Raw genomic sequence first — 20,944 nt, forward strand, 5'->3', positions numbered from 1 at the left:
CGACCCGCTCAGGCCTCGCGCTCGACCAGCGCCTCGCGCGTCTCGCGGATGACCCGGGCGACGCGCTCGACCTCACCGCCCTCGTCGGCGATGTAGCCCGCGATGGACTCCGTGGCCGCGAGCAGCCACGCCGCCCGTTCGGCGATGCGTCCAACGTCGCCCGGTCCGACGCCGTACTGCTCGGCGAGCTCGTCGAGCGCGACGCCGTCCGCCCAGTCGGCGAGCATCAGCGCGGTCTTGAACACGTCCAGCCAGCGCTGGAAGTCGCCGTCGAAGCTCATCACCGACTTCGTGAGCTCGCTCTCGCGCCGGGTCGCCGCGTCGGTCACGCGGCCGGCCTCGTCGTTGCGGACGTACAGCGTCGGCATGTCGCTCGTGTCGCAGACGAGTTCGAGCACGGTCAGCGGCGTCACGCGCGGGAGGTCGGCCGCCTGCTCGATGGCGTCGACGACGGACCGTCCGGTGACGGGGTCGACGTACACCCGGGAGACGAGCGTCCCGAGGCGGGTGGCAGCGAGCCCCTCGCGACGCTCGAGCATCCCCGACGCCGCGAGGTAGTCGAGCACGTCGCCGACGACGGAACCGAGCTCGTCGGCGGCGCGCTGGTGCCCGTAGAACGTCTCGTCGAGCAGGTCCAGCACCTCGGTCCGGGAGTCCGCGAAGCCCGACGCGACCGTCGAGAGCACGTGGGTGCGTAGGGCGCGCTCGCTGTCGAGCTTCGAGGTGACGCGCTCGGGCTCGGCGCCGACGTAGCGGTCACGGAGCTCGTCGCCCTCCTCGGCGTCGCCGGCGACCAGCAGCGCCTCGCCGTACGGGTCGAGGTGGGGCCGGCCCGCCCGCCCGAACATCTGGTGGACCTCGAGCACCGGGAGCGGAGCCATCCCGTCGCCGTCGTAGCGCTCGTGGTCGCGCACGACGACTCGGCGAGCTGGAACGTTCACCCCGGCGGCGAGCGTCGGTGTCGCGACGATGACCGTCAGCTCGCGGTCCCGGAAGGCGTCCTCGACGACGCGGCGCTGGTCCGCCGAGAGCCCGGCGTGGTGGAACGCCACCGCGTTGGCGGCGGAGCGCGCGAGGTCGGTGCCGGTTCCGGTTGTCGCCAGGACCCGCAGCTCCTCCGCCACCTCTGCTGCGTCGTCGAGGAACTCGTCGGCGAGGTCCTCCGCGAGCGCCTGGGCCGACCGTCGGGAGGAGACGAACACGAGGCACTGGCCGCCCTCGTCGACGGCATCACGGGCGAGCGCGATGGCCGGCTGGTCGCCGCCGGTCGGGATGTCCCGCTCCTCCCCGTCGTCGAAGGCGGCGGTCTCCTCGGCGTAGACGCCCGTCTTCAGCTCGACCGGTCGCCAGTCGCTCGCGACGAGTTCGGCGTCGAGCCAGTCCGCAATCTCGCCGGCGTTGCCGACCGTCGCGGAGAGCCCGACGAGCTGGATCTCCGGCGTGAGCCGGCGGAGCTTGGCGACGGTCACCTCCAGCGTCGGCCCGCGGCCGTCCTGGTCGAGCAGGTGTATCTCGTCGACGACCGCGCAGTCGACCGCCGATATCCACGCCGCGCCGTTCCGAATCGCCGAGTCGACCTTCTCGCTGGTCGCGACGACGATGTCGTGCTCGGCGAGGTCCTCGTCGGTCGCGTCGAAGTCACCCGTGGCGATGCCGACGCTCACGTCCGGAAGTTCGGTAAACTCGTCGTACTTCTCCGTCGCGAGCGCCCGCAGCGGGACGACGTACACCGCCGGGCCGTCGCTGGTGAGCATCGCCAGCTGGGCGACGAACGTCTTGCCCGATGCGGTGGGGACCGCGGCGAGAACGCGCTCCCCCTCGCAGACGCCGGCCTCGACTGCCGCCGCCTGTGGCGGGTAGAGCTCCTCGACGCCCCGGGTCTCGAAGTGCTCGACGAAGCGCTCGGCCAGCGGCAGGTCCGCGACGTGCATCTACCCCGTGATTGGGCGGGATGATATAAAAAGTGGAGCCGCGGGTGGGGGTGTGGACCACCGGCTCGGCCGCTCGCAGTGACCCAGTCGCCCGGGTACGACCGGCGGAGCCGCGAGGCACCGCACCCGGGCGGACTCCCTTCCCCGACGTGAAACCACGAAATTATACACGAATGTGAATAGCTCTCCGCCTGTTTTCCGGAACGGTTTAGTAAATCAGTTTTGTGGTTGGCCGTACGTGCATTATGGGTTCCAGTGATAGTTCGACGGGGCAGTCGGGCTCTGGTGGTGGGTCCAGCTGGTTCGCCGACTACTTCGGCTTCGACGAGCACGGTACAGACCTCAGAACGGAACTGCTGGCGGGGCTGACGACGTTCCTGACGATGAGCTACATCGTCGCCGTCAACCCGCAGGTCATGGCACAGACGACCGACGCCGAGGGCAACGTCACGAGCCCCGGCATCGCGCTGTCGGGTTACAGCGAGCCGCAGACCATCCAGATGATCGCTGTCGTCACCATCCTCGCGAGCGTCGCCGCCATCCTCGTGATGGCGTTCTACGCGAACCGGCCGTTCGCGCAGGCACCCGGCCTCGGGCTGAACGCATTCTTCGCGTTCACCGTCGTCGGCGCGATGGGCATCCCGTGGCAGACGGCGCTCGCCGCCGTCGTCACCGAGGGTGTGCTGTTCATCGTTCTCACCGCCGTCGGCGCGCGGGAGTACGTCATCGGCCTCATCCCCGAACCGGTGAAGTTCTCGGTCGGGACCGGTATCGGCCTGTTCCTCGGCATCATCGGCCTGGAGGCGATGGGCATCATCACCGGCGAGGCGGGCACCATCGTCGCGCTGTCGTCCATCGCCGAGAGCCCGGTCGCCATCGTCTCCGCAGTCGGCCTGTTCCTGACCGTGGCCCTCTACGCCCGGGGCGTGAAGGGCTCCATCGTCATCGGCATCGTGCTGACCACGCTCGCCGGTTTCGCGCTCTCGTTCGCCGGCATCGGCTCGGGGTCGCTCTCGGGCGACTTCGTCACCGAGGGCGCGTTCGTCGCCAGCGAGCTCCCGCAGGCGACCTACGACATCACGCCGCTCGCCGGTGCGTTCGTCTCCGGCTTCCAGGACGTCGAGGCGTTCACGTTCGCACTCGTCGTGTTCACGTTCTTCTTCGTGGACTTCTTCGACACCGCCGGCACGCTCGTCGGCGTCGGCCAGGCCGGCGACTTCCTCGACGAGGACGGTGAACTGCCGGACATCGACAAGCCGCTGATGGCGGACGCGGTCGGTACGACCACGGGCGGCATGCTCGGTACGTCGACCGTCACGACGTACATCGAGTCCGCGACCGGCATCGAGGAGGGCGGCCGGACGGGGATGACCGCGCTCGTCGTCGCAGCCCTCTTCCTCGTCTCGCTCGTGTTCGTCCCGCTCGCGGCCGCGATTCCTCTGTACGCGTCGCACATCGCGCTGGTCGTCGTGGCCATCCTGATGCTGCGCAACGTCGTCGAGGTCAAGTGGGACGACATCACCCACGCGGTCCCGGCGGGGCTGACAATCATGGTCATGCCCTTCACGTTCTCCATCGCGTACGGTATCGCAGCGGGCATCCTCAGCTATCCCATCGTCAAGACCGCCGCCGGCGAGTTCGACGACACCTCGCCCGGCCAGTGGTTGCTCGCGGCTGCGTTCCTCGTCTACTTCGCCGTCCGAACCAGCGGTATCGTCGGCTGATCTCCCGCGACTCTCTCGCGCCGTGGTCTGGCGACACCGGCGCACACGACCGCCGTCCCTTTTATCGCGAGGCACCAAGCGACGACCAGCATGTCCACCCTCGAACTGTACGACTTGCCCGGCTGTCCGTTCTGCGCGAAGGTGAAGACGAAGCTCGACGAGCTCGGCCTCGAGTACGAGACCCACGAAGTCCCCCGGTCGCACAGCCAGCGCACCGAGGTGGAGGAGGTAAGCGGTCAGACCGGCGTTCCGGTGCTGGTCGACCCGGACAACGGCGTCGAGGGGATGCCCGAGTCCGACGACATCGTCGCGTACCTCGAAAAGCAGTACGCCTGACAGCGCCTCGGGGTCGTCCCGACGACAATCTTCTTAAATCAACCGCCCGTACGGACAGGTATGCCCGATAAACCGAGTTCTGGCGAGATTCTGGGGGTTCCGTACAACTTCGAACGACCGAGCATGAGTCGCATGCTCTCCTCGTACTGGGAGCCCGGCGAGGGAATGCTCGTGAAGAAGCCGTTCGGCATCGGCTACACGCTGAACCTGGCGAACTGGCGTTCGTGGCTCGTCATCGCGGTCGCCGGTGGCCTGCTCCTGCAGGAGCGCAACTCCGGCTCCGGTGCCGAAGAAGAGGACGACGAGGCCGTCGAGGTCGTCGTCGAGGACTGATCAGCGGTCCACTTCTCCCATGATGGTGTCGAGGCTGCCCAGCGACGCGACCAGGTCGGGAACGTACTCGCCCTCCGCCATGGCGGGCAGCGCGGAGAGGTTCGAGAAGCACGGGCTCCGGATCTTGAAGCGGGCCGGCTCGTCCGTGCCGTCCGAGCGGATGTAGATGCCGAGCTCGCCCTTCGCGCCCTCCACGGCACGATACACCTCGGTGTCGGCCGCGGGCTTGAGGGTCCGCGGGACGTTGGACTGGATGGTGCGGTCCTCGTCGGGCCAGCTCTCGAGGACGTCGACGCACTGCTCGATGATTTTCGCGGACTCCTCGACCTCCTGCAGGCGGACGAGTACCCGGGCGAAGTTGTCACAGCCGTCGCGCGTGACCACGTCCCAGTCGAGCTCGTCGTAGTAGCCGTACGGGTCGTCCCGGCGGAGGTCGTAGTCGATACCGGAGCCACGGGCGACCGGGCCGGTACAGCCGTACTCCTTGGCCTCGTCCGGGTCGAGGTTGCCGGTGTCGACGCAGCGGAGCTGGAAGATCTCGTTGCTCGTGAGCAGGTCGTGGTACTCCTCCAGCGCGGGGGGGAGCGTCGCCAGCGTCTCGCGCACGTCCTCGAAGAACTTCTCGCGGGGGGCGGGGAGGTCCCAGGCGACCCCGCCGAGCCTGAAGTAGTTGAACATCATCCGCTGGCCGGTGAGCTGTTCGAGCAGGCCCAGCGCCTTCTCGCGGTCGCGGATGCCGTACTGGAAGGCGGCGGTGAACTCGCCGAAGACGTCCAGCGCGTACGTCGCGATGGCGAGCATGTGGGAGGCGATGCGGCAGAGTTCGGCCCCCATCGTGCGGATGACCTGTGCGTACTCCGGCACCTCGATATCCGCGAGGTCCTCCGCGGCACGGGCGTACGCCCACTCGTTCAGCAGGCCCGACGACGCCCAGTCCCAGCGGTCGGGATACGGCATAATCTGGTGGCGGTAGGTGCCGTTCTGGCACATCTGCTCCTCGCACCGGTGGATGAAGCCGATATCCGGGTCAACGTCGGCCACCGTCTCGCCGTCGAGCACCGTCTTGACGTGCAACACGCCGTGGGTCGACGGGTGGTGTGGCCCGATGTTGAGGAACATCGTGTCCTGCTCGCGCTCGTCGTCGTGCAGCGGGTTCGCGTGCTCCTCCAGCGGGACGACCTGTGGCTGGTTCTGGTCGTAGTCGTCCGAGAGCGGGTGCCCCTGCCAGGTACGTGGGAGGAGGATGCGCCGCGGGTCGGGGTGGTCGCCGTAGTCGATGCCGACGAGGTCGAACGCCTCGCGCTCGTGCCAGTTCGCCGTCTCGTAGACGGGGGCGGCGGACTCGCTCCACGGGTCGTCGACGCTCGTCGGGACGACGACGCTCAGCTCGTCGGTCGGGTCGTCGTACTTCTTCAGGTGGTAGATGGTCTCGTAGCGGTCCTCGTACTGCTGGGCGGTGACGCAGGAGCAGTGGTCGTAGCCCGCCTCGCGCTTGAGATGGCTGAGGACGGTCTGGACCTCGTCCGGCCGGACGACGATGCCCGGCGCGTTCAGGTGCTCCTCGCGGTCGAGGACGTACTCGCCCACGAGGCCGTCGATGTCCGGCTCTGCCGCCTGTTCGGTCCGCGCAAGCGCCTCGGTCGTGCCGCCGCTCACGGTCCGGCACCCCCTGTGTGACTCGTCGGTCGCTCCATACTGGGTTTCGTGCCGCGCGGGCCACGGAATTTTGGTCGCAGTCGCTAGGGGATTTAAGTCATCGGCCCAAACCCGCTGTCGATGAAGTACCTGCAGGTCACGCTCAGGCACTCGGCGGAGACCATCCATCCGATGCACGAGTTCGTCTGCGACCACGGAGGGTACGACGAGTACTACCTCGTGAACTGGAACTTCGCCACGCCCGACGCGAACACGCTCCTGTTCCACGTCCGCGGCCCGCGCGAGCCGTACGAGGCGGCGCTACGCGAGGTCGAGGGGGTCCGGTCGTTCGAGGTCGCACCGCTCGGCGACGATCGGTTCTACGTCTACGTCATGGACGACCCCGACGAGACCGGCCAGGGGCTGATGGAGGCGTTCTCGCGGCCGAGCATCGCTGCCGTCCCGCCGCTGTCCTACCGGATGGACCGCTCGGTGTCCATCGGTGTCCTCGGCGAGCCAGAGCGGCTCCGGGAGCTGTTCGAGGCCACCCCCGACGGCATCGACGTCGACATCGAGCGCGTCGGGCAGTACGCCGCCGACCCGGCCGCCGCGGGCGCACGGCTCACTGACCGCCAGCGCGAGGCCGTCCGCGTCGCACAGGAGCTCGGGTACTACGAGGTGCCGCGGGCCGCGACCGTGGCGGACGTGGCCGCCGCGCTCGACTGCTCGACCGGCACCGCCGCCGAACACCTCCAGAAGGCCGCCGCCGAACTGCTGGGGGACCTGGACTGCTGACTGTCGGCTGTCGGCCGCGACCGACGGCTCTTTGGCGGCGACACGCCGACGCTATCGCATGACGATTCGCTTCGTGACGAGCAACGAGGGGAAGGTTCGTGAGGCCAGCGAGTACCTCACCGAGCCCGTCGAGCAGGTGAACTACGACTACACCGAGATACAGAGCGACGACCTCGGCGACATCGCCGCCTACGGTGCGCGCGAGGCGTTCGCCCACCTCGGCGGCGAGGAGCCGGTCCTGGTCGACGATGCCGGGCTGTTCTGCGACGCATTCGACGGGTTCCCCGGCCCGTACTCCGCCTACGTCCAGGACACCGTCGGCGTGCAGGGCGTCCGCGAGCTCGTCGGCACCGCAGACGACGACCGGGCGCGCTTCCGGACCGTCCTCGCGTACTACGACGGCGACGAGGTCACCACGTTCGAGGGCGCGGTCCAGGGTCGCATCATCGACCCGCGCGGCGACGGTGGCTTCGGCTACGACCCTATCTTCGAGCACGACGGCCAGACACTCGCGGAGATGAGCACCGCCGAGAAGAACGCCATCAGCCACCGTGGCCGTGCGCTGGCGAAGTTCGCGGACTGGCTCGCCGCGGAGCCGGCCGAGCGGAAGGGCCCACGGTAGTCCACCCGGGCGTTCAAGTACGAAGCCGGAGGCAGGGTCGGCGTGTTCTGACCGAGTGCCCCGGCCGACCGAGGCGCGAGCGCGGCGCATCGCCGGGGGCCGAGCTGCGCCGCCTGTTCGCCCAGCCGAAACCCGAAGGGTTACTCTCCTCGCGGCCGCCGTTGTCGACATGACACGCGACACCGCCCTGGTCACCGGCGCGTCGAGCGGCATCGGTCGCGAGCTCGTCAGACAGTTCGCCCGTCACGGCCACGATGTCGTTGCCGTCGCCCGCAGCGAGGCGACGCTCGACGAGGTGGCCGACGAGATAGAGTCCCGTTACGCGGTCGACGTGACACCGCTGCCGATGGACCTCGACCGGGATGGCGCGAGCCAGGAGCTGTACGACGCGGTTCACGACCGCGGCCTCGACGTGGGTATCCTCGTGAACAACGTCGGCATCGGTACCCACGGCCCGTTCGCCGACGCCGACATCGACGAGGAGCGAACGCAGCTCCAGCTCAACGTCGTCACGCTCGTCGAGCTGAGCCGGCTGTTCCTCGACGACTTCACCGCACAGGACAGCGGGAAGATACTCAACGTGGGCTCGACCGCCGGCTTCCAGCCGGGGCCGTTCATGGCCAGCTACTACGCCAGCAAGGCGTACGTCAACTCCTTCACCGAGGCACTCGCTGAGGAGCTGCGCGACACCCGCGTCTCCGCGACGGTGCTCGCTCCCGGCCCCGTCGACACGAACTTCCAGTCGCGTGCGGGTACGGGGGACTCGGCGATCGGATCGACGTACAAACAGCCCGTCGAGGACGTCGCGAAGGCCGGCTACACGGGGCTGATGAAGGGGAAGAAGGTCGTCGTTCCGGGGCTACCGATGAAGGCGCTCTACCTCCTCTCGCGCGTGACGCCGCGACCCATCCTCCGGCGGGTCGCTCGCCGGGTCAACGAGGAGCGGTAATCGGCAGCTCTTTGCGGACCACGTCCCCCGATTACGGTGATGTCCTCTAACTCGTTCGTCCAGCGACTCGGTCCCCACCAGGCCGCCCTGTTCGCCGCCACCGGAAGTTCGATCATGCTTTTGATGGCGGCCGGAGTGCTCTTCATGTCCGAGTCCTCGATGTACTGGGTCCTCCTCGCGGTCGCACCCGTGGACTTCGCACTCGTCTACGTCTTCCTGAGGCGAACCTTCGAACGGACCTGATCAGGCCCGTGGGTCGCGGTCCGGCCCCGGGTACTCGTCACCGACGACGGCTTCGTACAGGCTCTCCGCGTCGAACAGCCGTGCGAACGCGTCCGGCGTCCGGATGCTGACCGACATCCGGCGGTTCAGGTTCGCGCCGGCGTCGACGCTCCCGAGCCCCTCGTCGAAGCTGAGGAGGTGTGCGGCCTGCCCCCGGTACGCCGACGCGAGACCCGGGTGGTCGGTCGCGGGGTGATCGACTGGCTCGCGCTCTCGTTCGATCCGCTCTCGCCAGTCCGCCGCGAGCGACGCGTCCGTCAGCGCCGCGATGACCGCGGCCGCGTCGTCGAGCAGGTGATCGCTCGCGACCAGTGTCACCCAGTCATGTCGCCGGACGTGGTCCATGGCCTCCCGGCTCGGCCCGTCACAGCAGAGGTCGGCAGCGAGTACGTCCGCATCGGCGACGACGCGGGCGGCAGCCTCAGCGCCCATCGCCGCCCTCCTCGTCGGCGTCCGGTTCGCCGGCGCTCGCGGCACGGTGTTCGGCGAGCGTCGTCCGCACGTCGTCGACGGTCACGTCGTACGCCGCTGCTCGGTCGAACAGCGCACCCCAGCTCATCGTGCGGCCTCGACGAGTTCGGCGAGCTCGGTCGCGGTGGCGTCGTCGACCGGGCGGAACGGCCGCCGGACGTGGCCGGCGGGGAGCGACCGCGACCGCATCGCGGCCTTGAGTCCCGGGACGCCGTAGCGGCCGGTGACTGCTCGGTTGAGTTCGACGAGTGACCGGTTCAGTGCGCGTGCGCCGTCGTCGTCCCCGGCGGCGTGGCGCTCGTACACCTCGCTCGCGCGCTCGGGAACGACGTTCGCCAGCGCGAGGACCCCGCCGTCCGCGCCGTGGTCGAGGCCCGCAGCGTAGATGCTCCCGCTCCCGACGAGCACGGCGAAGTCGGCGTCTTCGGTGAGCGCGGCGGTGCGCTGGAGCCGTTCGAGGTTCCCGCTCGAGTCCTTGATACCGCCTACGTTCGGGTGTGTCGCGAGCGACTCGACGGTGCGCGGGTCGAGCGCCGTCTCGGTGTACTTCGGGACGCTGTAGAGGTAGATGGGGATGGGGCTCTCGTCGGCGAGGTCGCGGTAGTACGACGCGAGGGCCGACTGGTCGTGTCTGAAGTAGTACGGGGTCACCACGAGCGCGGCGTCGGCACCGGCCGCGGCGGCAGCCTCGGTGTCGGCGAGCGTCTCCCGGTAGCCCGGCTGCCCAGTGCCGGCGAGGACGGGTACCTCGCTTCGGTCGGCGACGACCTCGACGACGTGACGGCGTTCCACTGGCGTGAGCAGTGGTGCCTCGCTGTTCGACCCACACGGCACGATGAAGTCGACGCCGGCGTCGGTGACGCGGTCGACCAGCGCACGGAGTGCGGCCTCGTCCACGTCGCCGGTCTCGTCGAAGGGTGTCACGAGCGGCGGTCCGGTGCCTTGCATGGTCGGAGTGAGTCGGTGGGACGACAAAAGCGAACCGCTGGCGGGTTCTGGCGTCGGTGTGCGACAAACGTCTGACGTAACTTTATGAGCAACGGAGGTCACGAACCGGTAGGGCGCGCACGACGGCCTCGAACTCCCATCCTACACGTCGCGCGCCCGGTAGCTGTCTCTCCCCCCTTTCAATGCCCACACCCTCAGGCAGCGGTGAGTGCCTGGCGGACCGAGTCGATACCCGTCTGTTCGGCGACGACGGCGAGCCGGTCGCCCGCCTCGATAGAGGTTGAGGGGAGCGGAATCGTCAGTGATCCGTCGCTCGACCCGTGGGCGTAGACGCGTGCCTGCGCGGGCAGGTCGACCTCGACGACGCGCTTGCCGACGAGCTGGGAGTCCGCAGGGATCTCGAAGACGGAGAACTGCAGATTCTCGGTCACGTCCGCGAGCACGTTGAAGTCGCCACCGAGCATCGCGGTCTTCGCGCCGGCGGCACCCAGCCGTTCGGGGTAGATGACCTCGTCGACGTCGCTGGCGTACTTCTCGTAGATGTCCTCGCGGTAGTCCTCGTCGATGCGGAGGACGGTCCGGGCGCCGTTGTGCTTCCCGATCATACAGGCGGTGAAGTTCGCGTTCAGATCGGGGGTGAGCGCAGCGATGGCGTCCGAGTCGGCGATTCCAGCCTCGACGAGGACGTCCTCGTCCTCGGCGTCACCCTCGACGACGTGGAACCCGTCGTTGCGCGCGCGCTCCACGCGGTCCGGGTCGTTGTCGACGACGACGACGTCGTGGCCCTCCTCGCTGAGGATGCGGCAGGTTCTCGTTCCGACACGACCGTAGCCCACGATAACGAACTTCATGGGGGACGCTACGCGAGCGGGGGGTAAAAAAGATAGTCCCGGGAGGGCGGGCGGCCGGTTCGCTGTGGATAGCGAAATCGACGGATTTGAATCCACCGGTCTGACAGGCAGACCCCGCCGTCAGCTTTCGATTTCACCACGTAGGTTTATCTATGACCATTTGTTAGTCAAGGGCATGAGTGGTAACAACACTTGGGACACGGTGGACAGACGTACGGTGCTCCGCGCGGCCGGCGCGGCAGGCATCGGTGGACTCGCGGGCTGTCTCGGTGGCGGTGGTGACGAGGGTGGCGCGAACGACTTGACCGTCGGCGTCGCGACGTCGCTGTCGGGGCCGTTCTCGGTGTTCGGCCAGGCGGCGCTGGACGGGGCGATGCTCGCAGTCGAGGACCTGGAGGAGGAGCTCGGCGTCAGCATCACGGTCGAGGACGGCGACACCCAGCTCGACCCCCAGACGGGCGTGAGCCAGCTCCAGCGGATGGTCACGGAGGCGGAGGCGGACTTCACGATGGGCGCGGTCTCCTCCAGTGCGGCGCAGGCGATGGCGTCGTGGGCGAACGAGAACGAGGTCATCTACATGCCGACGGGGGCACACGGCGACGGGCTGACCGGCGCGGCGTGCGGGCCGTACTCGTTCCGGCCGACCGCGTCGAACTCGATGCTCGCGGCGAGCATCGGTGCCGAGATGGCCGAGAGTGCGGACAGCTGGTACCTGCTGTACTCGGACTACGCGTGGGGAGACACCGCACAGTCGGCGGTGAGCCGCATCCTCGAGGAGCAGGGCAAGGAGGTCGTCGGCCGGTCGGCGACGCCGTTCCCGGCGGACGACTACTCGCCGTACCTCAACGAGGCGGACAACTCCGACGCGGACGGCATCGGGATGCTCATCGCCGGGCTGGACCTGCGGAAGGCGTCCAACCAGCTCGTTTCACAGGGCATGCAGGGAGACTACACGCTCGCGATGCACCAGCTCGAGGACGCCGTCTTCTGGGGTCTGGACCGTGAGTCGGCCGGAATCCTCGACTCGGCGGGGCAGGTCTGGGGGCCGGCGGTCGACACCGACGCGAGCGTCGACTTCTGCGAGCGTGTCGCGGAGTCCTCGAACACGGACCCGTACGTCCGGCACTTCCTCGGCTACCTCTCGATGGACCAGGCGGTACGGGCGGCCGTGCGGGCGGACTCGACCAACGCCGACGACATGCGTGGCGCGCTGGAGGGCCACGAGGTGTCGTCCATGGCCGCCGACATCAAGGGCGGCGACAGCGGGATGTACTGGCGCGAGGGCGACCACCAGCTCATCCAGCCGACCTACACGGTCGAGGCGATGGACGTCGAGACCATGTCCGAGGACCCCTACAAGCGGTGGTTCCAGACGGTGAACACGTTCGACGGTGACGACGTGGCACGCCCGGTCTCCGAAACCGGCTGTTCGATGTGATCGATGAGCACGACCGAACTCACCCGTGAGGACCTCGCGACGGTCTCGCCGGCCTGGTGGGCGGCCGGGCTCCTGACGGTCGTCCTGTTAGCGGTCACGTTCGCCGTCGAGCCCGGGCTGTTCATCGACCAGGCCATCGGTGGCCTCGTGTACGGGATGGTGCTGGTGCTCGTCACGCTCGGGCTTTCGCTCATCCTCGGCCTGATGGGTATCGTCAACTTCGCCCACGGTGCGTTCTTCATGCTGGGGGCGTACATCTCGTACTCGGTCGTCGTCACGCTCGGCCTGCCGTTCTGGGCGGCGCTGATACTCGCCCCGCTCATCGTCGGCGTGGTCGGCGTCGTGCTGGAGATCACCGTGCTGCGATACCTCTACGATTCAGACCCCATCGTCAGTCTGCTCGCGACGTTCGGCCTGACGATGATGATCGAGGAGGTCATCCGCGCGTACTGGGGTACTGCCCCACTGGAGATTTCCCGGCCGTCGGTGCTTACGCGCGGGACGGACCTCGGCGTGACGACGGTTCCGACCTACCGGCTGTTTCTGGTCGGCGTCGCGGTCATCACCATCGCCGCGGTGTACCTGCTCATCTCGCGGACCGACTTCGGGCTCACGATCAGGGCCGGGGTACAGGACGGCGAGATGACCGAGTTCGTCGGGGTGAACCTCCCGATACGTTTCACCGCGATGTTCTTCCTCGGTGCGGCGCTGGCCGGCTTCGCCGGCGTGCTGTACTCCGCCGAGACGGGCATGCGGACGACGATGGGTGAGACGTTCGTCATCCTCGCGTTCGTGGTCGTCGTCGTCGGTGGTATCGGGAGCCTGTTCGGGAGCGTGGTGAGCGGCATCCTCATCGGCGTGTCGGCGTACCTCACGCCGGTCGTGCTCTCCGCGCTCGCGGAGGTAACGAACCAGCCGTGGCTGGCGCTCCAGATACGGAACCTCGTGCCGTACCTCGTGATGATACTCATCCTGCTGTATCGGCCACGGGGACTGTTCGGCGAGGAGGGTTTCCTCGAATGAGCGGCGAGACCGCGACCGGCGAGGGGCCGACCGAGGCACTCGACCGCGCGCGCTCGCTGCTGTTGCGCTACCGGGTGCCGGTCGGGCTCGTGCTGGTCGTCCTGCTGCTGCGCCCGGTCATCTCGCACCCGCTGTTGCTCGGCTACGAGGCCGTCGCGGCGACCATCCTCATCTGGATGGTGTTCGTCGCGGCGTTCAACCTCCTGTTCGGCTACGCGGGGCTGCTCTCGTTCGGGCACGCGATGTTCCTTGGCTTTGGCATGTACGCCGCGGCCATCGGCGTCTCCGGGCGCGCCGGCGCGCCCGAACTGCCGTTTCCGGTCGCCGCCGCCGTCGGCATCGCCGTCGCGGCGACGGTCGGCTACCTGCTCGGACGGCTCACCGTCGAGAAGGGCGAGATATACTTCGCCTTCCTCACGCTGGCGGTCGCACAGGCCGTGGAGTTCACCGCGAACCGCAACCCGCTGAACCTCACCGGGGGCTCGAACGGCGTCACACAGAACGTGCTGCCGGGCTTCGTCGAGTCGACGCGGGGCCAGCTCGTCGTCGTCTTCACGGGTCTCGAGATCGACTGGTACTGGTTCGTCTCGGCCGTGTTCCTCGTCGCGATGCTCGCGCTCTGGCAGATCGTCCGCTCGCCGTTCGGGCGGTCGCTCGTCGCCATCCGCGAGAACGGCGACCTCGCGCGGGCGATGGGCATCAACACGACCCGGTACAAGGTGCAGGCGTTCACCATCAGCGCCGCGTTCTCGGCGCTCGCCGGGTCGGTGCTGATGATCGACCGGTACGGCGCGTCACAGGAGACCCTCAGCGTCATCACCAGCGGCGACACCGTGCTGATGGCCGTCCTCGGCGGGGTCCGGTACTTCTTCGGGCCCGTCGCGGGCGTGTTCGTCTGGCAGTTCACCGAGGAGTTCCTCAACGAGTTCGAGGTGCTGCACCTCGGGTTCACGAGCGTCGACCTCTCGGGGGTGTTGACCCACTGGCAGTTCTTCCTCGGCGCGCTGTTCGTCGTGCTCGTCGTGGTCGCCCCGCTGGAGGGCATCTGGGGCTACCTGCGTGACTGGGTGCGCGACCTCTACGTTCGGGTCAAGGGGGTGGCCGAATGAGCGACACCGCCGACGCAGCCACCGGGACGGCCGACGACGGGGAGCCGACGGACGCCGGCCGCGAGGCCGACACGATGCCGTCGCCGGACCCTGCGGTCGACCCTACGACGGCCGCACTGGCGACGGACGGCCTCCGCCGGACGTTCGGCGAGGTCACCGCGGTCGACCGCGTCTCGCTCGGCGTCGAGCGCGGCGAGCTCCGGGCCATCATCGGCCCGAACGGCGCTGGCAAGACGACGCTGTTCAACACCATCATGGGGACGCTCCCGCCGACCGACGGACGGGTGTTCCTCGACGGGCAGGACGTCACCGAGCGCGACGAACACGAGCGCCCCCACCTCGGGCTGGCCCGGTCGTTCCAGTCGAACGAGCTGTTCGAGGAGCAGACGGTGCTCGAGAACGTCCGCGTCGTCGTCCAGACGTCTCGGCGCGGCGCGTTCAGCTTCGACCTGTTTCGGGACCATCGGTCCGTTGGCAGGGAGCGAGCCCTCGAACTGCTCGACACCGTCGGGCTCGACGCGCTGCCGTCGACGCTCGCGAAGAACCTCTCGCACGGCGACCAGCGCCGGCTCGGCATCGCGATGGCGCTGGCGACCGACCCCGAGGTGCTGCTGCTGGACGAACCCACGTCGGGGATGAGCCCGGGCGCGACGACGGCGACGGCGAACCTCATCGAGGAGATCCGCGACGAGCTCGGGCTGACGGTCGTCCTCATCGAGCACGACATGGACGTGGTGCTCTCCATCTCGGACCGCATCTCGGTGCTGAACCGGGGGTCGCTCATCGCGACCGGCCCGCCCGAAGAGATACAGGCGAACGATGCCGTTCAGGACGCGTACCTCGGTGGTATGCGGGAGGAACTATGAGTTCGGACTGGGACGCTAGCACGACCGCGGACACGACGGAACCGTCCGGCGCACTGCTCGAAGTCGACGGCCTCGCGGCCGGCTACGACACCGGCCAGGTGCTGTTCGACGTCGACCTCGCCATCGGGGAGGGGGAGCTGGTCTCCCTGCTCGGACGCAACGGCGCGGGGAAGACGACGACGATGCACGCCATCATGGGTGCCGACGAGCCGGCGGTGCTCGGTGGCGACGTCCGGTACCGTGGCGAGTCCATCGTGGGCTGGCAGTCGCACCGGCGCGCGAACAGCGGCATCGCCATCGTGCCGGAGAAACGGCGGTGCTTCCCGCGGCTCTCGGTCGTCGAGAACGTCCGTCTCGCCATCAACCACGCGGCGAACCCGCTCGGGCTGGACGAGGCGCTCGCGTTCTTCCCCGAACTCGAGGACATGCGCGGGAAGGAGGCCCGGAACATGAGCGGTGGCGAACAGCAGATGCTCGCCATCGCCCGCGCGCTCGCGGCGAACCCGGACCTGATGCTGCTCGACGAGCCGTTCGAGGGGCTCGCGCCGTACATCGTCCGGCGCATCGAGGACATCGTCGCCGACATCAACGCGGAGCAGGGCATCACGGTCTTCTTCGTCGAGCAGAACGTCGCGGCCGCACTCGCCATCGCGGACCGCCACTACGTGCTCGACGAGGGGCAGATCGTCGACGAGGTGACGAGTGACCGCATCCGCGAGGACGAGGCGTTCCGTCAACGATACCTCGGTGTGTAACCGTGTCTTCGACAGTGACAGCTACCGACGACTTCCTGGACGCGCTCGACGACCTCGACGTGTCCCACGACCGGACGACGCTCGACGGGCTATCCGCGACGCTCGCGGCGGCCGTCGACGACCCGGCGGTCGGTGTGCCGCTGCACGTCGACGCCACCCTGCCCGACTCAGTCGCGACGACGTTCACACCGGGCGAGCTGCAGGACGCGGCGACGGGCGTCACGCCCGCCCGCCTCGGTATCGCCGAGTACGGGAGCGTCGTCATCCGGTCGAGCGCCGGCGGCGACGAGCCGTTGAGCCTCTACCCGGAGCGACACGTCGCGGTGCTCGACGCCGCGGACGTGGTCGCCACGGGCCGGGACGCCGTCGACTGGCTGGCCAGCGAGGTCGCCGCCGGCCGGGGCTCGCACGTGTTCGCGACCGGCGCCTCCGCGACGGCGGACATGGGTGGACTCGTCGAGGGCGTCCACGGCCCGAACGAGGTCCACGTCGTGCTCGTGGAGGCCGATACAGCATGAGCTCCGAACGCAAGGAGAAGGCGGCCCACATCCGCCACCTGCTCGACACGGAGGGGCCGCTCATCGGCGAGAAGGTCCGCGGGAAGAACCGCGACCGCTACGCCGCCGCCGAGCGGTTCGAAGCGTGGGACGACAGCCGCGACGAGGCGAGAGCCATCAAGGAGGCCGCCATCGCGGACCTCCCGGACCTCGTCGAGCAGCTACGCGAGTCCGTCGAGGCAAACGGCGGCACCGTCTACGTCGCCGACGACGCGGCCGACGCGAACCGCTACGTGACCGAGCTCTGTGAGGAACAGGGCGCTGAGACGCTCGTGAAGTCGAAGTCGATGACGACGGAGGAGCTGGAGCTGAACGACGCGCTCGCGGCCGCCGGCGTGGACACCTACGAGACGGACCTCGGGGAGTTCGTCGTCCAGCTCGCCGAGGAATCGCCGAGCCACATCGTCGGGCCGGCGCTGCACAAGTCTCGCGAGGAGATCGCCGACCTGCTGAACGCGACGTTCGAGCCCGACGAACCGCTGGAGACGGCCGAGGAGATGACCCGGTTCGCCCGGGACTATCTCGGTGAACGCATCCGCGAGGCCGACGTCGGCGTCACCGGTGCGAACTTCGTCTTCGCGGAGTCGGGGTCGATGGCGCTCGTGACCAACGAGGGCAACGCCCGGAAGTGCGCCGTGACGCCGGACACCCACGTCGCCGTCACCGGCATCGAGAAGATACTGCCGTCGGTCGACGACTTCGGTCCGTTCGTCGACCTCATCTCGAAGGCGGCGACCGGGCAGGACATCTCCCGGTACGTCTCGCTGTTCACGCCGCCGACCGCGTCGCCGACGCTCGACTTCGAGAGCGACGAACCCATCGAGTTCGGCGACGCGGCCGCCGAGTCAGACGACCCCGACGACGACCGCGCGTTCCACCTCGTGCTCGTCGACAACGGCCGCACCGAGCTGCGCGAGGACGACCAGCTCCGGGAGACGCTGTACTGCATCCGGTGTGGCGCGTGCTCGAACTCGTGTGCGAACTTCCAGGCCGTCGGCGGCCACGGCTTCGGCGGCGAGACGTACTCGGGCGGCATCGCGACCGGCTGGGAGGCCGGTGTCCACGGCATGGAGAGTGCAGGGGAGTTCAACGACCTCTGCACCGGCTGCTCGCGCTGTGTCGACGCCTGCCCCGTGAAGATCGACATCCCGTGGATCAACACGGTCGTCCGCGACCGGCTGAACCGCGACGCCGACCCCGACACCTTCGACCACCTCGTCGACGGGCTGTCGCCCGACGAGGAGCCGTCCGGGCTCGCGCTGGACAAGCGCCTGTTCGGCAACTTCGAGCGGCTGGCGAAGCTCGGCAGCGCGACCGCACCCGTCTCGAACTGGCTGGCCGACGCTGGACCCGCACGAGCCGTCATGGAACGCTTCCTCGGGGTCGACCGGCGGCGCGACCTGCCGCGGTTCCGGCGGGAGACGCTGGTCGACTGGTTCGACGACCGGGGCCCCCGCGTCGCTGCCGACGACGCCGCGCGGGAGGCCGTGCTCTACCCCGACGCGTACACGAACTACGTGCTCGTCGACCGCGGGAAGGCAGCGGTCCGCGCGCTGGAGGCGCTCGACGTGCGCGTCCACGTCCCCCGCGTCCGGTCCTCGGGCCGGGCACCGCTCTCGCAGGGGATGATTTCGACCGCGGAGGACCACGCCCACCACGTCTACGCCGGGCTGGCCGAGCACATCGACGCCGGGCGCGACGTGGTGGTCGTCGAGCCCTCCGCGCTGGCGATGTTCGAACGGGAGTACGAGCGACTCCTGGCCCCGAAATCCGCAGACAGGCTGGCCGACGCGAGCTACGAGGTCATGGAGTACGTCTACGGCCTGCTGGAGAACGGCGGCTCGCCCGACGCGCTCGGGCACCCGCCCGAGGCGGTCGCCTACCACAGCCACTGTCAGGGCCGGACGCTCGACCTCGAACCGTACACGGTCGCGGTGCTCGAAGCGTGTGGCGCGACAGTCCGCACCTCCGACGTGGAGTGCTGCGGGATGGCCGGGAGCTTCGGCTACAAGGAGACCTACTACGAGCTGAGCATGGACGTCGGCGAGGAGCTCGCCGACCAGTTCGCCGGCGAGCCGGTCGTCGCCGCCAGCGGCACCTCCTGTCAGGAACAGCTCGACGCGCTGCTCGGCGGCGAGGTGCCACACGCCGTCGAGTTGATCGCGCCCTGAGCGGGTGCAACGTCGGCGGCAGTCACCCGGCTGTTCTCGGGATGAATCTCGGACAGCGCCGACCGGTCGGGCCCGTTCACGATGGTCACGGCGTCGTTCGAGACGCGCACGGAGAAGGCGTCGGCGAACTCCCCGTCGCTGATGACCCAGGTCTCGGCGGTGGCGCGGACGGCACCGTGGTACTCGAGCAGGTCCCGGTACGCGCTCGCGAACTCGCGAGCCTCGGCGTTGGAGTCCCACTCGGTCTGCCAGACGTAGCCCGTCTCCTCGCCGTTGCGGTAGGCGTACAGCCGGTCGCCGCCCCAGCCGGCGCTCGGGGCCAGGTCGTAGGTCAGGCGTGGCCCCGGGCCGTCCTGCCGGCGGAACGCGCCCTCCTCGACGAGACTCCCGTCGCGGTCGTCGTACAGCGTGTAGGCGAACATCGTCGCGAGGCTCGCCTCGCCGAGGGTTCGGCCGGCCGGCTCGCCGGCGGTCACGCGCTCCCAGTCGCCGGTGCTGCGGTCGGGGACCGAGACCGACCTGGCGTCGTCCGGGTTCGACCGCCAGTGGATGACCTGCTCGCTCGACAGCGGCGGCTCCTGGTAGAGTCGGGCGACGCCGTCCCAGCCATCGCGCTCGTACACGCCGGCGACCATCGACTCGCCGGCGGCGTACGGGAAGTACGACTGGAGGTAGATACCCAGGTTCGGCCCCGCGCTGGCGGCGGTCGTGCCATCACCGGAGCCGACGTCCGACCCGCCGCTGCCCTCGTCGGTCCAGTCGCTCCGGCGCAGGCAGTCCCACTCCTCGCCACAGCGCGCCTCGTACCGGCGCTCGACGAAGTTCGCGTCCCCCTCGATGAGGGACCGTAGCCCGACGATGCCGTCCTGCGAGACGTCTTGGGGGATTCGGGTCTGCCGGAGCGGGCCTCGGAACTGGTAGGCGTGGACGAGTTCGTGGCCAAGCGTCAGCTCGGCCAGTCTGGGCGTGTCGGAGTTCGAGACGACGACGATGCGGTCCTGCTGGGTGTCGTAGTAGCCCTGCACCGACGCCTCCCGGGTCGCCTCCTCGGCCTCGCCCGCGTCGGTCGTCTCGCCGACGACGAACAGTGCCTCGAACTCCGCGGCGCGTTCGGCCGCGGCGGCGCGCTGGCTGGCCGTCGGCGAGCCACCGCCACCCCCGCCCGCACTGTACTCGGACCGGTTGATGAGTTCGACGTCGACTGGCTCGTCGAACTCGACGTCCCTCACGACCTCGACGCGGGCCATCGCGCGGGAGACGAGCGCCTGCAGTTCGGCCTCGGTCAGGCCATCCTCGGGGTCGACGTTCAGCGACTCGTTGTGCCAGTAGCCCCGTTCCCAGCCCTGTACGTCGGTGGTCGGGTCCGTGACGGAGGCGTCGGCCGCGAGCGAGTCGTCGCCCGCGGGTGGGTCAGCCTCCTGGGCGCCGAGGGCGGTACAGCCCGCCAGCGCGACGAGTGCGAGCGTGACGACGACGAGCAGCAGGGACCTGCGCATTCACCCGTCGTTCGGACCGCCCGGACAAAAGCCGTGCGACCGTGGCTACGCGACCCTCGCCAGCGCCTGCACCCAGCCGTCCCGGCTCGCGACCTCCTCGGCGGCGGCGGTCTCCACGTGTACCGGCTCGAACCCGGCTCCGACCAGCAGCGACGCCACCGCGTCGGCGGTGTGACGCTCGAAGAACCGTCCGTCCGCGTCGAAGCCGCTCTCGTCGCCGCGCTTCAGCGAGCAGTACAGGTGGCCGCCGTCGGCGAGCACGCGCGCGAACTCGGAGAGAGTGGCGGGGACGTCCTCGCGTGGCACGTGCAGGAGTGAAGCGCAGGCCCAGACGCCGTCGAAGGTGCTCGAATCGAATGGCAGGTGGCGCATGTCCCCCAGCGAGAACCGGGCGGCGGGGACGTTCGTCCGGGCGCTTTCGAGGAACGACGGCGTCACGTCCAGTCCCGTCACGTCGTACTCACGGTCGGCGAACGTCTCCGCGTCCGAGCCGGGACCACAGCCCACGTCGAGCACGCGGTCCCCCTGGAGGGCCTCGAAGAACGGCTCGCCGAACCGCTCGGCGATGGACTCGCTCCGGTACTTCTCGACGAACGCGTCGCTGTGTTCTTCGTAGATGGACCGTGTTCGGGCGACTTCGTCCATATCTGTG

22 protein-coding genes are annotated in these 20,944 nt (G+C 69.0%); 14 read left to right on the forward strand and 8 right to left on the reverse strand.

The genetic code is table 11. The features are described from left to right. Positions 1–8 precede the first annotated feature (8 nt). The gene (locus tag NO978_RS03420) at positions 9–1,931 is read right to left on the reverse strand and encodes a DEAD/DEAH box helicase (RefSeq protein WP_257298122.1); all 1,923 of its coding nucleotides are present in this window, start codon (positions 1,929–1,931) and stop codon (positions 9–11) included. Positions 1,932–2,176: 245 nt separating this feature from the next. On the opposite strand from NO978_RS03420, the gene NO978_RS03425 reads away from it, so the two are divergent. The 3 genes from NO978_RS03425 to NO978_RS03435 all read left to right on the forward strand — a co-directional run bounded on the left by NO978_RS03425 (position 2,177) and on the right by NO978_RS03435 (position 4,324). Then, entirely contained in the window at positions 2,177–3,655 is a 1,479-nt protein-coding gene (locus NO978_RS03425; RefSeq protein WP_257298123.1) for an NCS2 family permease, read from the forward strand. Between the two features lie 90 nt (positions 3,656–3,745). Next, the gene (locus tag NO978_RS03430; protein WP_257298124.1) at positions 3,746–3,991 is read left to right on the forward strand and encodes a glutathione S-transferase N-terminal domain-containing protein; all 246 of its coding nucleotides are present in this window, start codon (positions 3,746–3,748) and stop codon (positions 3,989–3,991) included. A gap of 60 nt (positions 3,992–4,051) precedes the next feature. Further along, positions 4,052–4,324 carry a DUF5808 domain-containing protein gene (locus tag NO978_RS03435; protein ID WP_257298125.1) on the forward strand — a complete coding sequence of 91 codons (273 nt, stop codon included), beginning with the start codon at positions 4,052–4,054 and terminating at the stop codon, positions 4,322–4,324. Here NO978_RS03435 and NO978_RS03440 read toward each other — a convergent pair whose 3' ends face one another. Beyond that, entirely contained in the window at positions 4,325–5,980 is a 1,656-nt protein-coding gene (locus NO978_RS03440) for an NADH-quinone oxidoreductase subunit D (RefSeq protein WP_369684096.1), read from the reverse strand. A 120-nt stretch (positions 5,981–6,100) separates the two neighbouring features. On the opposite strand from NO978_RS03440, the gene NO978_RS03445 reads away from it, so the two are divergent. The 4 genes from NO978_RS03445 to NO978_RS03460 all read left to right on the forward strand — a co-directional run bounded on the left by NO978_RS03445 (position 6,101) and on the right by NO978_RS03460 (position 8,568). After that, positions 6,101–6,754 carry a helix-turn-helix domain-containing protein gene (locus NO978_RS03445; RefSeq protein ID WP_257298126.1) on the forward strand — a complete coding sequence of 218 codons (654 nt, stop codon included), beginning with the start codon at positions 6,101–6,103 and terminating at the stop codon, positions 6,752–6,754. A 58-nt stretch (positions 6,755–6,812) separates the two neighbouring features. Then, the gene (rdgB, locus tag NO978_RS03450) at positions 6,813–7,376 is read left to right on the forward strand and encodes an RdgB/HAM1 family non-canonical purine NTP pyrophosphatase (protein WP_257298127.1); all 564 of its coding nucleotides are present in this window, start codon (positions 6,813–6,815) and stop codon (positions 7,374–7,376) included. A gap of 169 nt (positions 7,377–7,545) precedes the next feature. Next, positions 7,546–8,325, forward strand: a complete 780-nt coding sequence (locus NO978_RS03455) for an SDR family oxidoreductase (RefSeq protein ID WP_257298128.1) — start codon at positions 7,546–7,548, stop codon at positions 8,323–8,325. Positions 8,326–8,364: 39 nt separating this feature from the next. After that, positions 8,365–8,568 carry a hypothetical protein gene (locus NO978_RS03460; protein WP_257298129.1) on the forward strand — a complete coding sequence of 68 codons (204 nt, stop codon included), beginning with the start codon at positions 8,365–8,367 and terminating at the stop codon, positions 8,566–8,568. On the opposite strand, the gene NO978_RS03465 is transcribed toward NO978_RS03460, so the two are convergent. The 4 genes from NO978_RS03465 to NO978_RS03480 form a co-directional block, all read right to left on the reverse strand. Next, on the reverse strand, positions 8,569–9,039 hold the full coding sequence (locus tag NO978_RS03465) for a hypothetical protein (RefSeq protein WP_257298130.1): 471 nt from the start codon (positions 9,037–9,039) through the stop codon (positions 8,569–8,571). Beyond that, positions 9,029–9,166 carry a hypothetical protein gene (locus NO978_RS03470; RefSeq protein WP_257298131.1) on the reverse strand — a complete coding sequence of 46 codons (138 nt, stop codon included), beginning with the start codon at positions 9,164–9,166 and terminating at the stop codon, positions 9,029–9,031. The genes NO978_RS03465 and NO978_RS03470 overlap by 11 nt, the downstream gene beginning before the upstream one ends. After that, the gene (locus tag NO978_RS03475) at positions 9,163–10,026 is read right to left on the reverse strand and encodes a dihydrodipicolinate synthase family protein (RefSeq protein WP_257298132.1); all 864 of its coding nucleotides are present in this window, start codon (positions 10,024–10,026) and stop codon (positions 9,163–9,165) included. The genes NO978_RS03470 and NO978_RS03475 overlap by 4 nt, the downstream gene beginning before the upstream one ends. Before the next feature lie 194 nt (positions 10,027–10,220). Then, on the reverse strand, positions 10,221–10,877 hold the full coding sequence (locus tag NO978_RS03480; protein ID WP_257298133.1) for a TrkA family potassium uptake protein: 657 nt from the start codon (positions 10,875–10,877) through the stop codon (positions 10,221–10,223). Positions 10,878–11,052: 175 nt separating this feature from the next. Between NO978_RS03480 and NO978_RS03485 the strand changes: the two genes are divergently transcribed. The 7 genes from NO978_RS03485 to NO978_RS03515 are packed head-to-tail and all read left to right on the forward strand — an operon-like array spanning position 11,053 to position 18,796. Then, positions 11,053–12,315, forward strand: a complete 1,263-nt coding sequence (locus NO978_RS03485) for an ABC transporter substrate-binding protein (protein ID WP_257298134.1) — start codon at positions 11,053–11,055, stop codon at positions 12,313–12,315. Between the two features lie 3 nt (positions 12,316–12,318). Then, positions 12,319–13,338 (forward strand): branched-chain amino acid ABC transporter permease, encoded by a 1,020-nt coding sequence (locus NO978_RS03490; RefSeq protein ID WP_257298135.1) that lies wholly within the window; start codon positions 12,319–12,321, stop codon positions 13,336–13,338. Continuing rightward, positions 13,335–14,447, forward strand: coding sequence for a branched-chain amino acid ABC transporter permease (locus tag NO978_RS03495; RefSeq protein WP_257298136.1), 1,113 nt, complete (start codon positions 13,335–13,337; stop codon positions 14,445–14,447). Before NO978_RS03490 ends, NO978_RS03495 begins: the two co-directional genes overlap by 4 nt. Next, the gene (locus NO978_RS03500) at positions 14,444–15,313 is read left to right on the forward strand and encodes an ABC transporter ATP-binding protein (RefSeq protein WP_257298137.1); all 870 of its coding nucleotides are present in this window, start codon (positions 14,444–14,446) and stop codon (positions 15,311–15,313) included. The genes NO978_RS03495 and NO978_RS03500 overlap by 4 nt, the downstream gene beginning before the upstream one ends. Next, positions 15,310–16,068 carry an ABC transporter ATP-binding protein gene (locus NO978_RS03505; RefSeq protein ID WP_257298138.1) on the forward strand — a complete coding sequence of 253 codons (759 nt, stop codon included), beginning with the start codon at positions 15,310–15,312 and terminating at the stop codon, positions 16,066–16,068. The genes NO978_RS03500 and NO978_RS03505 overlap by 4 nt, the downstream gene beginning before the upstream one ends. Positions 16,069–16,082: 14 nt before the next feature. Then, positions 16,083–16,586, forward strand: coding sequence for an LUD domain-containing protein (locus NO978_RS03510; protein WP_257298139.1), 504 nt, complete (start codon positions 16,083–16,085; stop codon positions 16,584–16,586). Then, positions 16,583–18,796 carry an LUD domain-containing protein gene (locus NO978_RS03515; RefSeq protein ID WP_257298140.1) on the forward strand — a complete coding sequence of 738 codons (2,214 nt, stop codon included), beginning with the start codon at positions 16,583–16,585 and terminating at the stop codon, positions 18,794–18,796. The genes NO978_RS03510 and NO978_RS03515 overlap by 4 nt, the downstream gene beginning before the upstream one ends. On the opposite strand, the gene NO978_RS03520 is transcribed toward NO978_RS03515, so the two are convergent. After that, positions 18,730–20,292 carry an Hvo_1808 family surface protein gene (locus NO978_RS03520; protein ID WP_257298141.1) on the reverse strand — a complete coding sequence of 521 codons (1,563 nt, stop codon included), beginning with the start codon at positions 20,290–20,292 and terminating at the stop codon, positions 18,730–18,732. The two genes, NO978_RS03515 and NO978_RS03520, sit on opposite strands and share 67 nt — an antisense overlap. Positions 20,293–20,337: 45 nt before the next feature. Then, on the reverse strand, positions 20,338–20,937 hold the full coding sequence (locus NO978_RS03525) for a class I SAM-dependent methyltransferase (protein ID WP_257298142.1): 600 nt from the start codon (positions 20,935–20,937) through the stop codon (positions 20,338–20,340). Positions 20,938–20,944 lie beyond the last annotated feature (7 nt).

This window comes from Haloarchaeobius sp. FL176 (assembly GCF_024609245.1).
Classification (GTDB): Archaea; Halobacteriota; Halobacteria; order Halobacteriales; family Natrialbaceae; genus Haloarchaeobius.

Excerpts from the sequence above, each read along its gene's own strand:
- NO978_RS03525 (WP_257298142.1), bottom strand. The coding sequence starts at position 20,937 with ATGGACGAAGTCGCCCGAACACGGTCCATCTACGAAGAACACAGCGAC.
- NO978_RS03425 (WP_257298123.1), top strand. The coding sequence starts at position 2,177 with ATGGGTTCCAGTGATAGTTCGACGGGGCAGTCGGGCTCTGGTGGTGGG.
- NO978_RS03435 (WP_257298125.1), top strand. The coding sequence starts at position 4,052 with ATGCCCGATAAACCGAGTTCTGGCGAGATTCTGGGGGTTCCGTACAAC.
- NO978_RS03430 (WP_257298124.1), top strand. The coding sequence starts at position 3,746 with ATGTCCACCCTCGAACTGTACGACTTGCCCGGCTGTCCGTTCTGCGCG.
- NO978_RS03465 (WP_257298130.1), bottom strand. The coding sequence starts at position 9,039 with ATGGGCGCTGAGGCTGCCGCCCGCGTCGTCGCCGATGCGGACGTACTC.
- NO978_RS03520 (WP_257298141.1), bottom strand. The coding sequence starts at position 20,292 with ATGCGCAGGTCCCTGCTGCTCGTCGTCGTCACGCTCGCACTCGTCGCG.
- NO978_RS03420 (WP_257298122.1), bottom strand. The coding sequence starts at position 1,931 with ATGCACGTCGCGGACCTGCCGCTGGCCGAGCGCTTCGTCGAGCACTTC.
- NO978_RS03475 (WP_257298132.1), bottom strand. The coding sequence starts at position 10,026 with ATGCAAGGCACCGGACCGCCGCTCGTGACACCCTTCGACGAGACCGGC.
- NO978_RS03470 (WP_257298131.1), bottom strand. The coding sequence starts at position 9,166 with ATGAGCTGGGGTGCGCTGTTCGACCGAGCAGCGGCGTACGACGTGACC.
- NO978_RS03445 (WP_257298126.1), top strand. The coding sequence starts at position 6,101 with ATGAAGTACCTGCAGGTCACGCTCAGGCACTCGGCGGAGACCATCCAT.
- NO978_RS03515 (WP_257298140.1), top strand. The coding sequence starts at position 16,583 with ATGAGCTCCGAACGCAAGGAGAAGGCGGCCCACATCCGCCACCTGCTC.
- NO978_RS03495 (WP_257298136.1), top strand. The coding sequence starts at position 13,335 with ATGAGCGGCGAGACCGCGACCGGCGAGGGGCCGACCGAGGCACTCGAC.
- NO978_RS03485 (WP_257298134.1), top strand. The coding sequence starts at position 11,053 with ATGAGTGGTAACAACACTTGGGACACGGTGGACAGACGTACGGTGCTC.
- NO978_RS03455 (WP_257298128.1), top strand. The coding sequence starts at position 7,546 with ATGACACGCGACACCGCCCTGGTCACCGGCGCGTCGAGCGGCATCGGT.
- rdgB (WP_257298127.1), top strand. The coding sequence starts at position 6,813 with ATGACGATTCGCTTCGTGACGAGCAACGAGGGGAAGGTTCGTGAGGCC.
- NO978_RS03500 (WP_257298137.1), top strand. The coding sequence starts at position 14,444 with ATGAGCGACACCGCCGACGCAGCCACCGGGACGGCCGACGACGGGGAG.
- NO978_RS03480 (WP_257298133.1), bottom strand. The coding sequence starts at position 10,877 with ATGAAGTTCGTTATCGTGGGCTACGGTCGTGTCGGAACGAGAACCTGC.
- NO978_RS03490 (WP_257298135.1), top strand. The coding sequence starts at position 12,319 with ATGAGCACGACCGAACTCACCCGTGAGGACCTCGCGACGGTCTCGCCG.
- NO978_RS03505 (WP_257298138.1), top strand. The coding sequence starts at position 15,310 with ATGAGTTCGGACTGGGACGCTAGCACGACCGCGGACACGACGGAACCG.
- NO978_RS03460 (WP_257298129.1), top strand. The coding sequence starts at position 8,365 with ATGTCCTCTAACTCGTTCGTCCAGCGACTCGGTCCCCACCAGGCCGCC.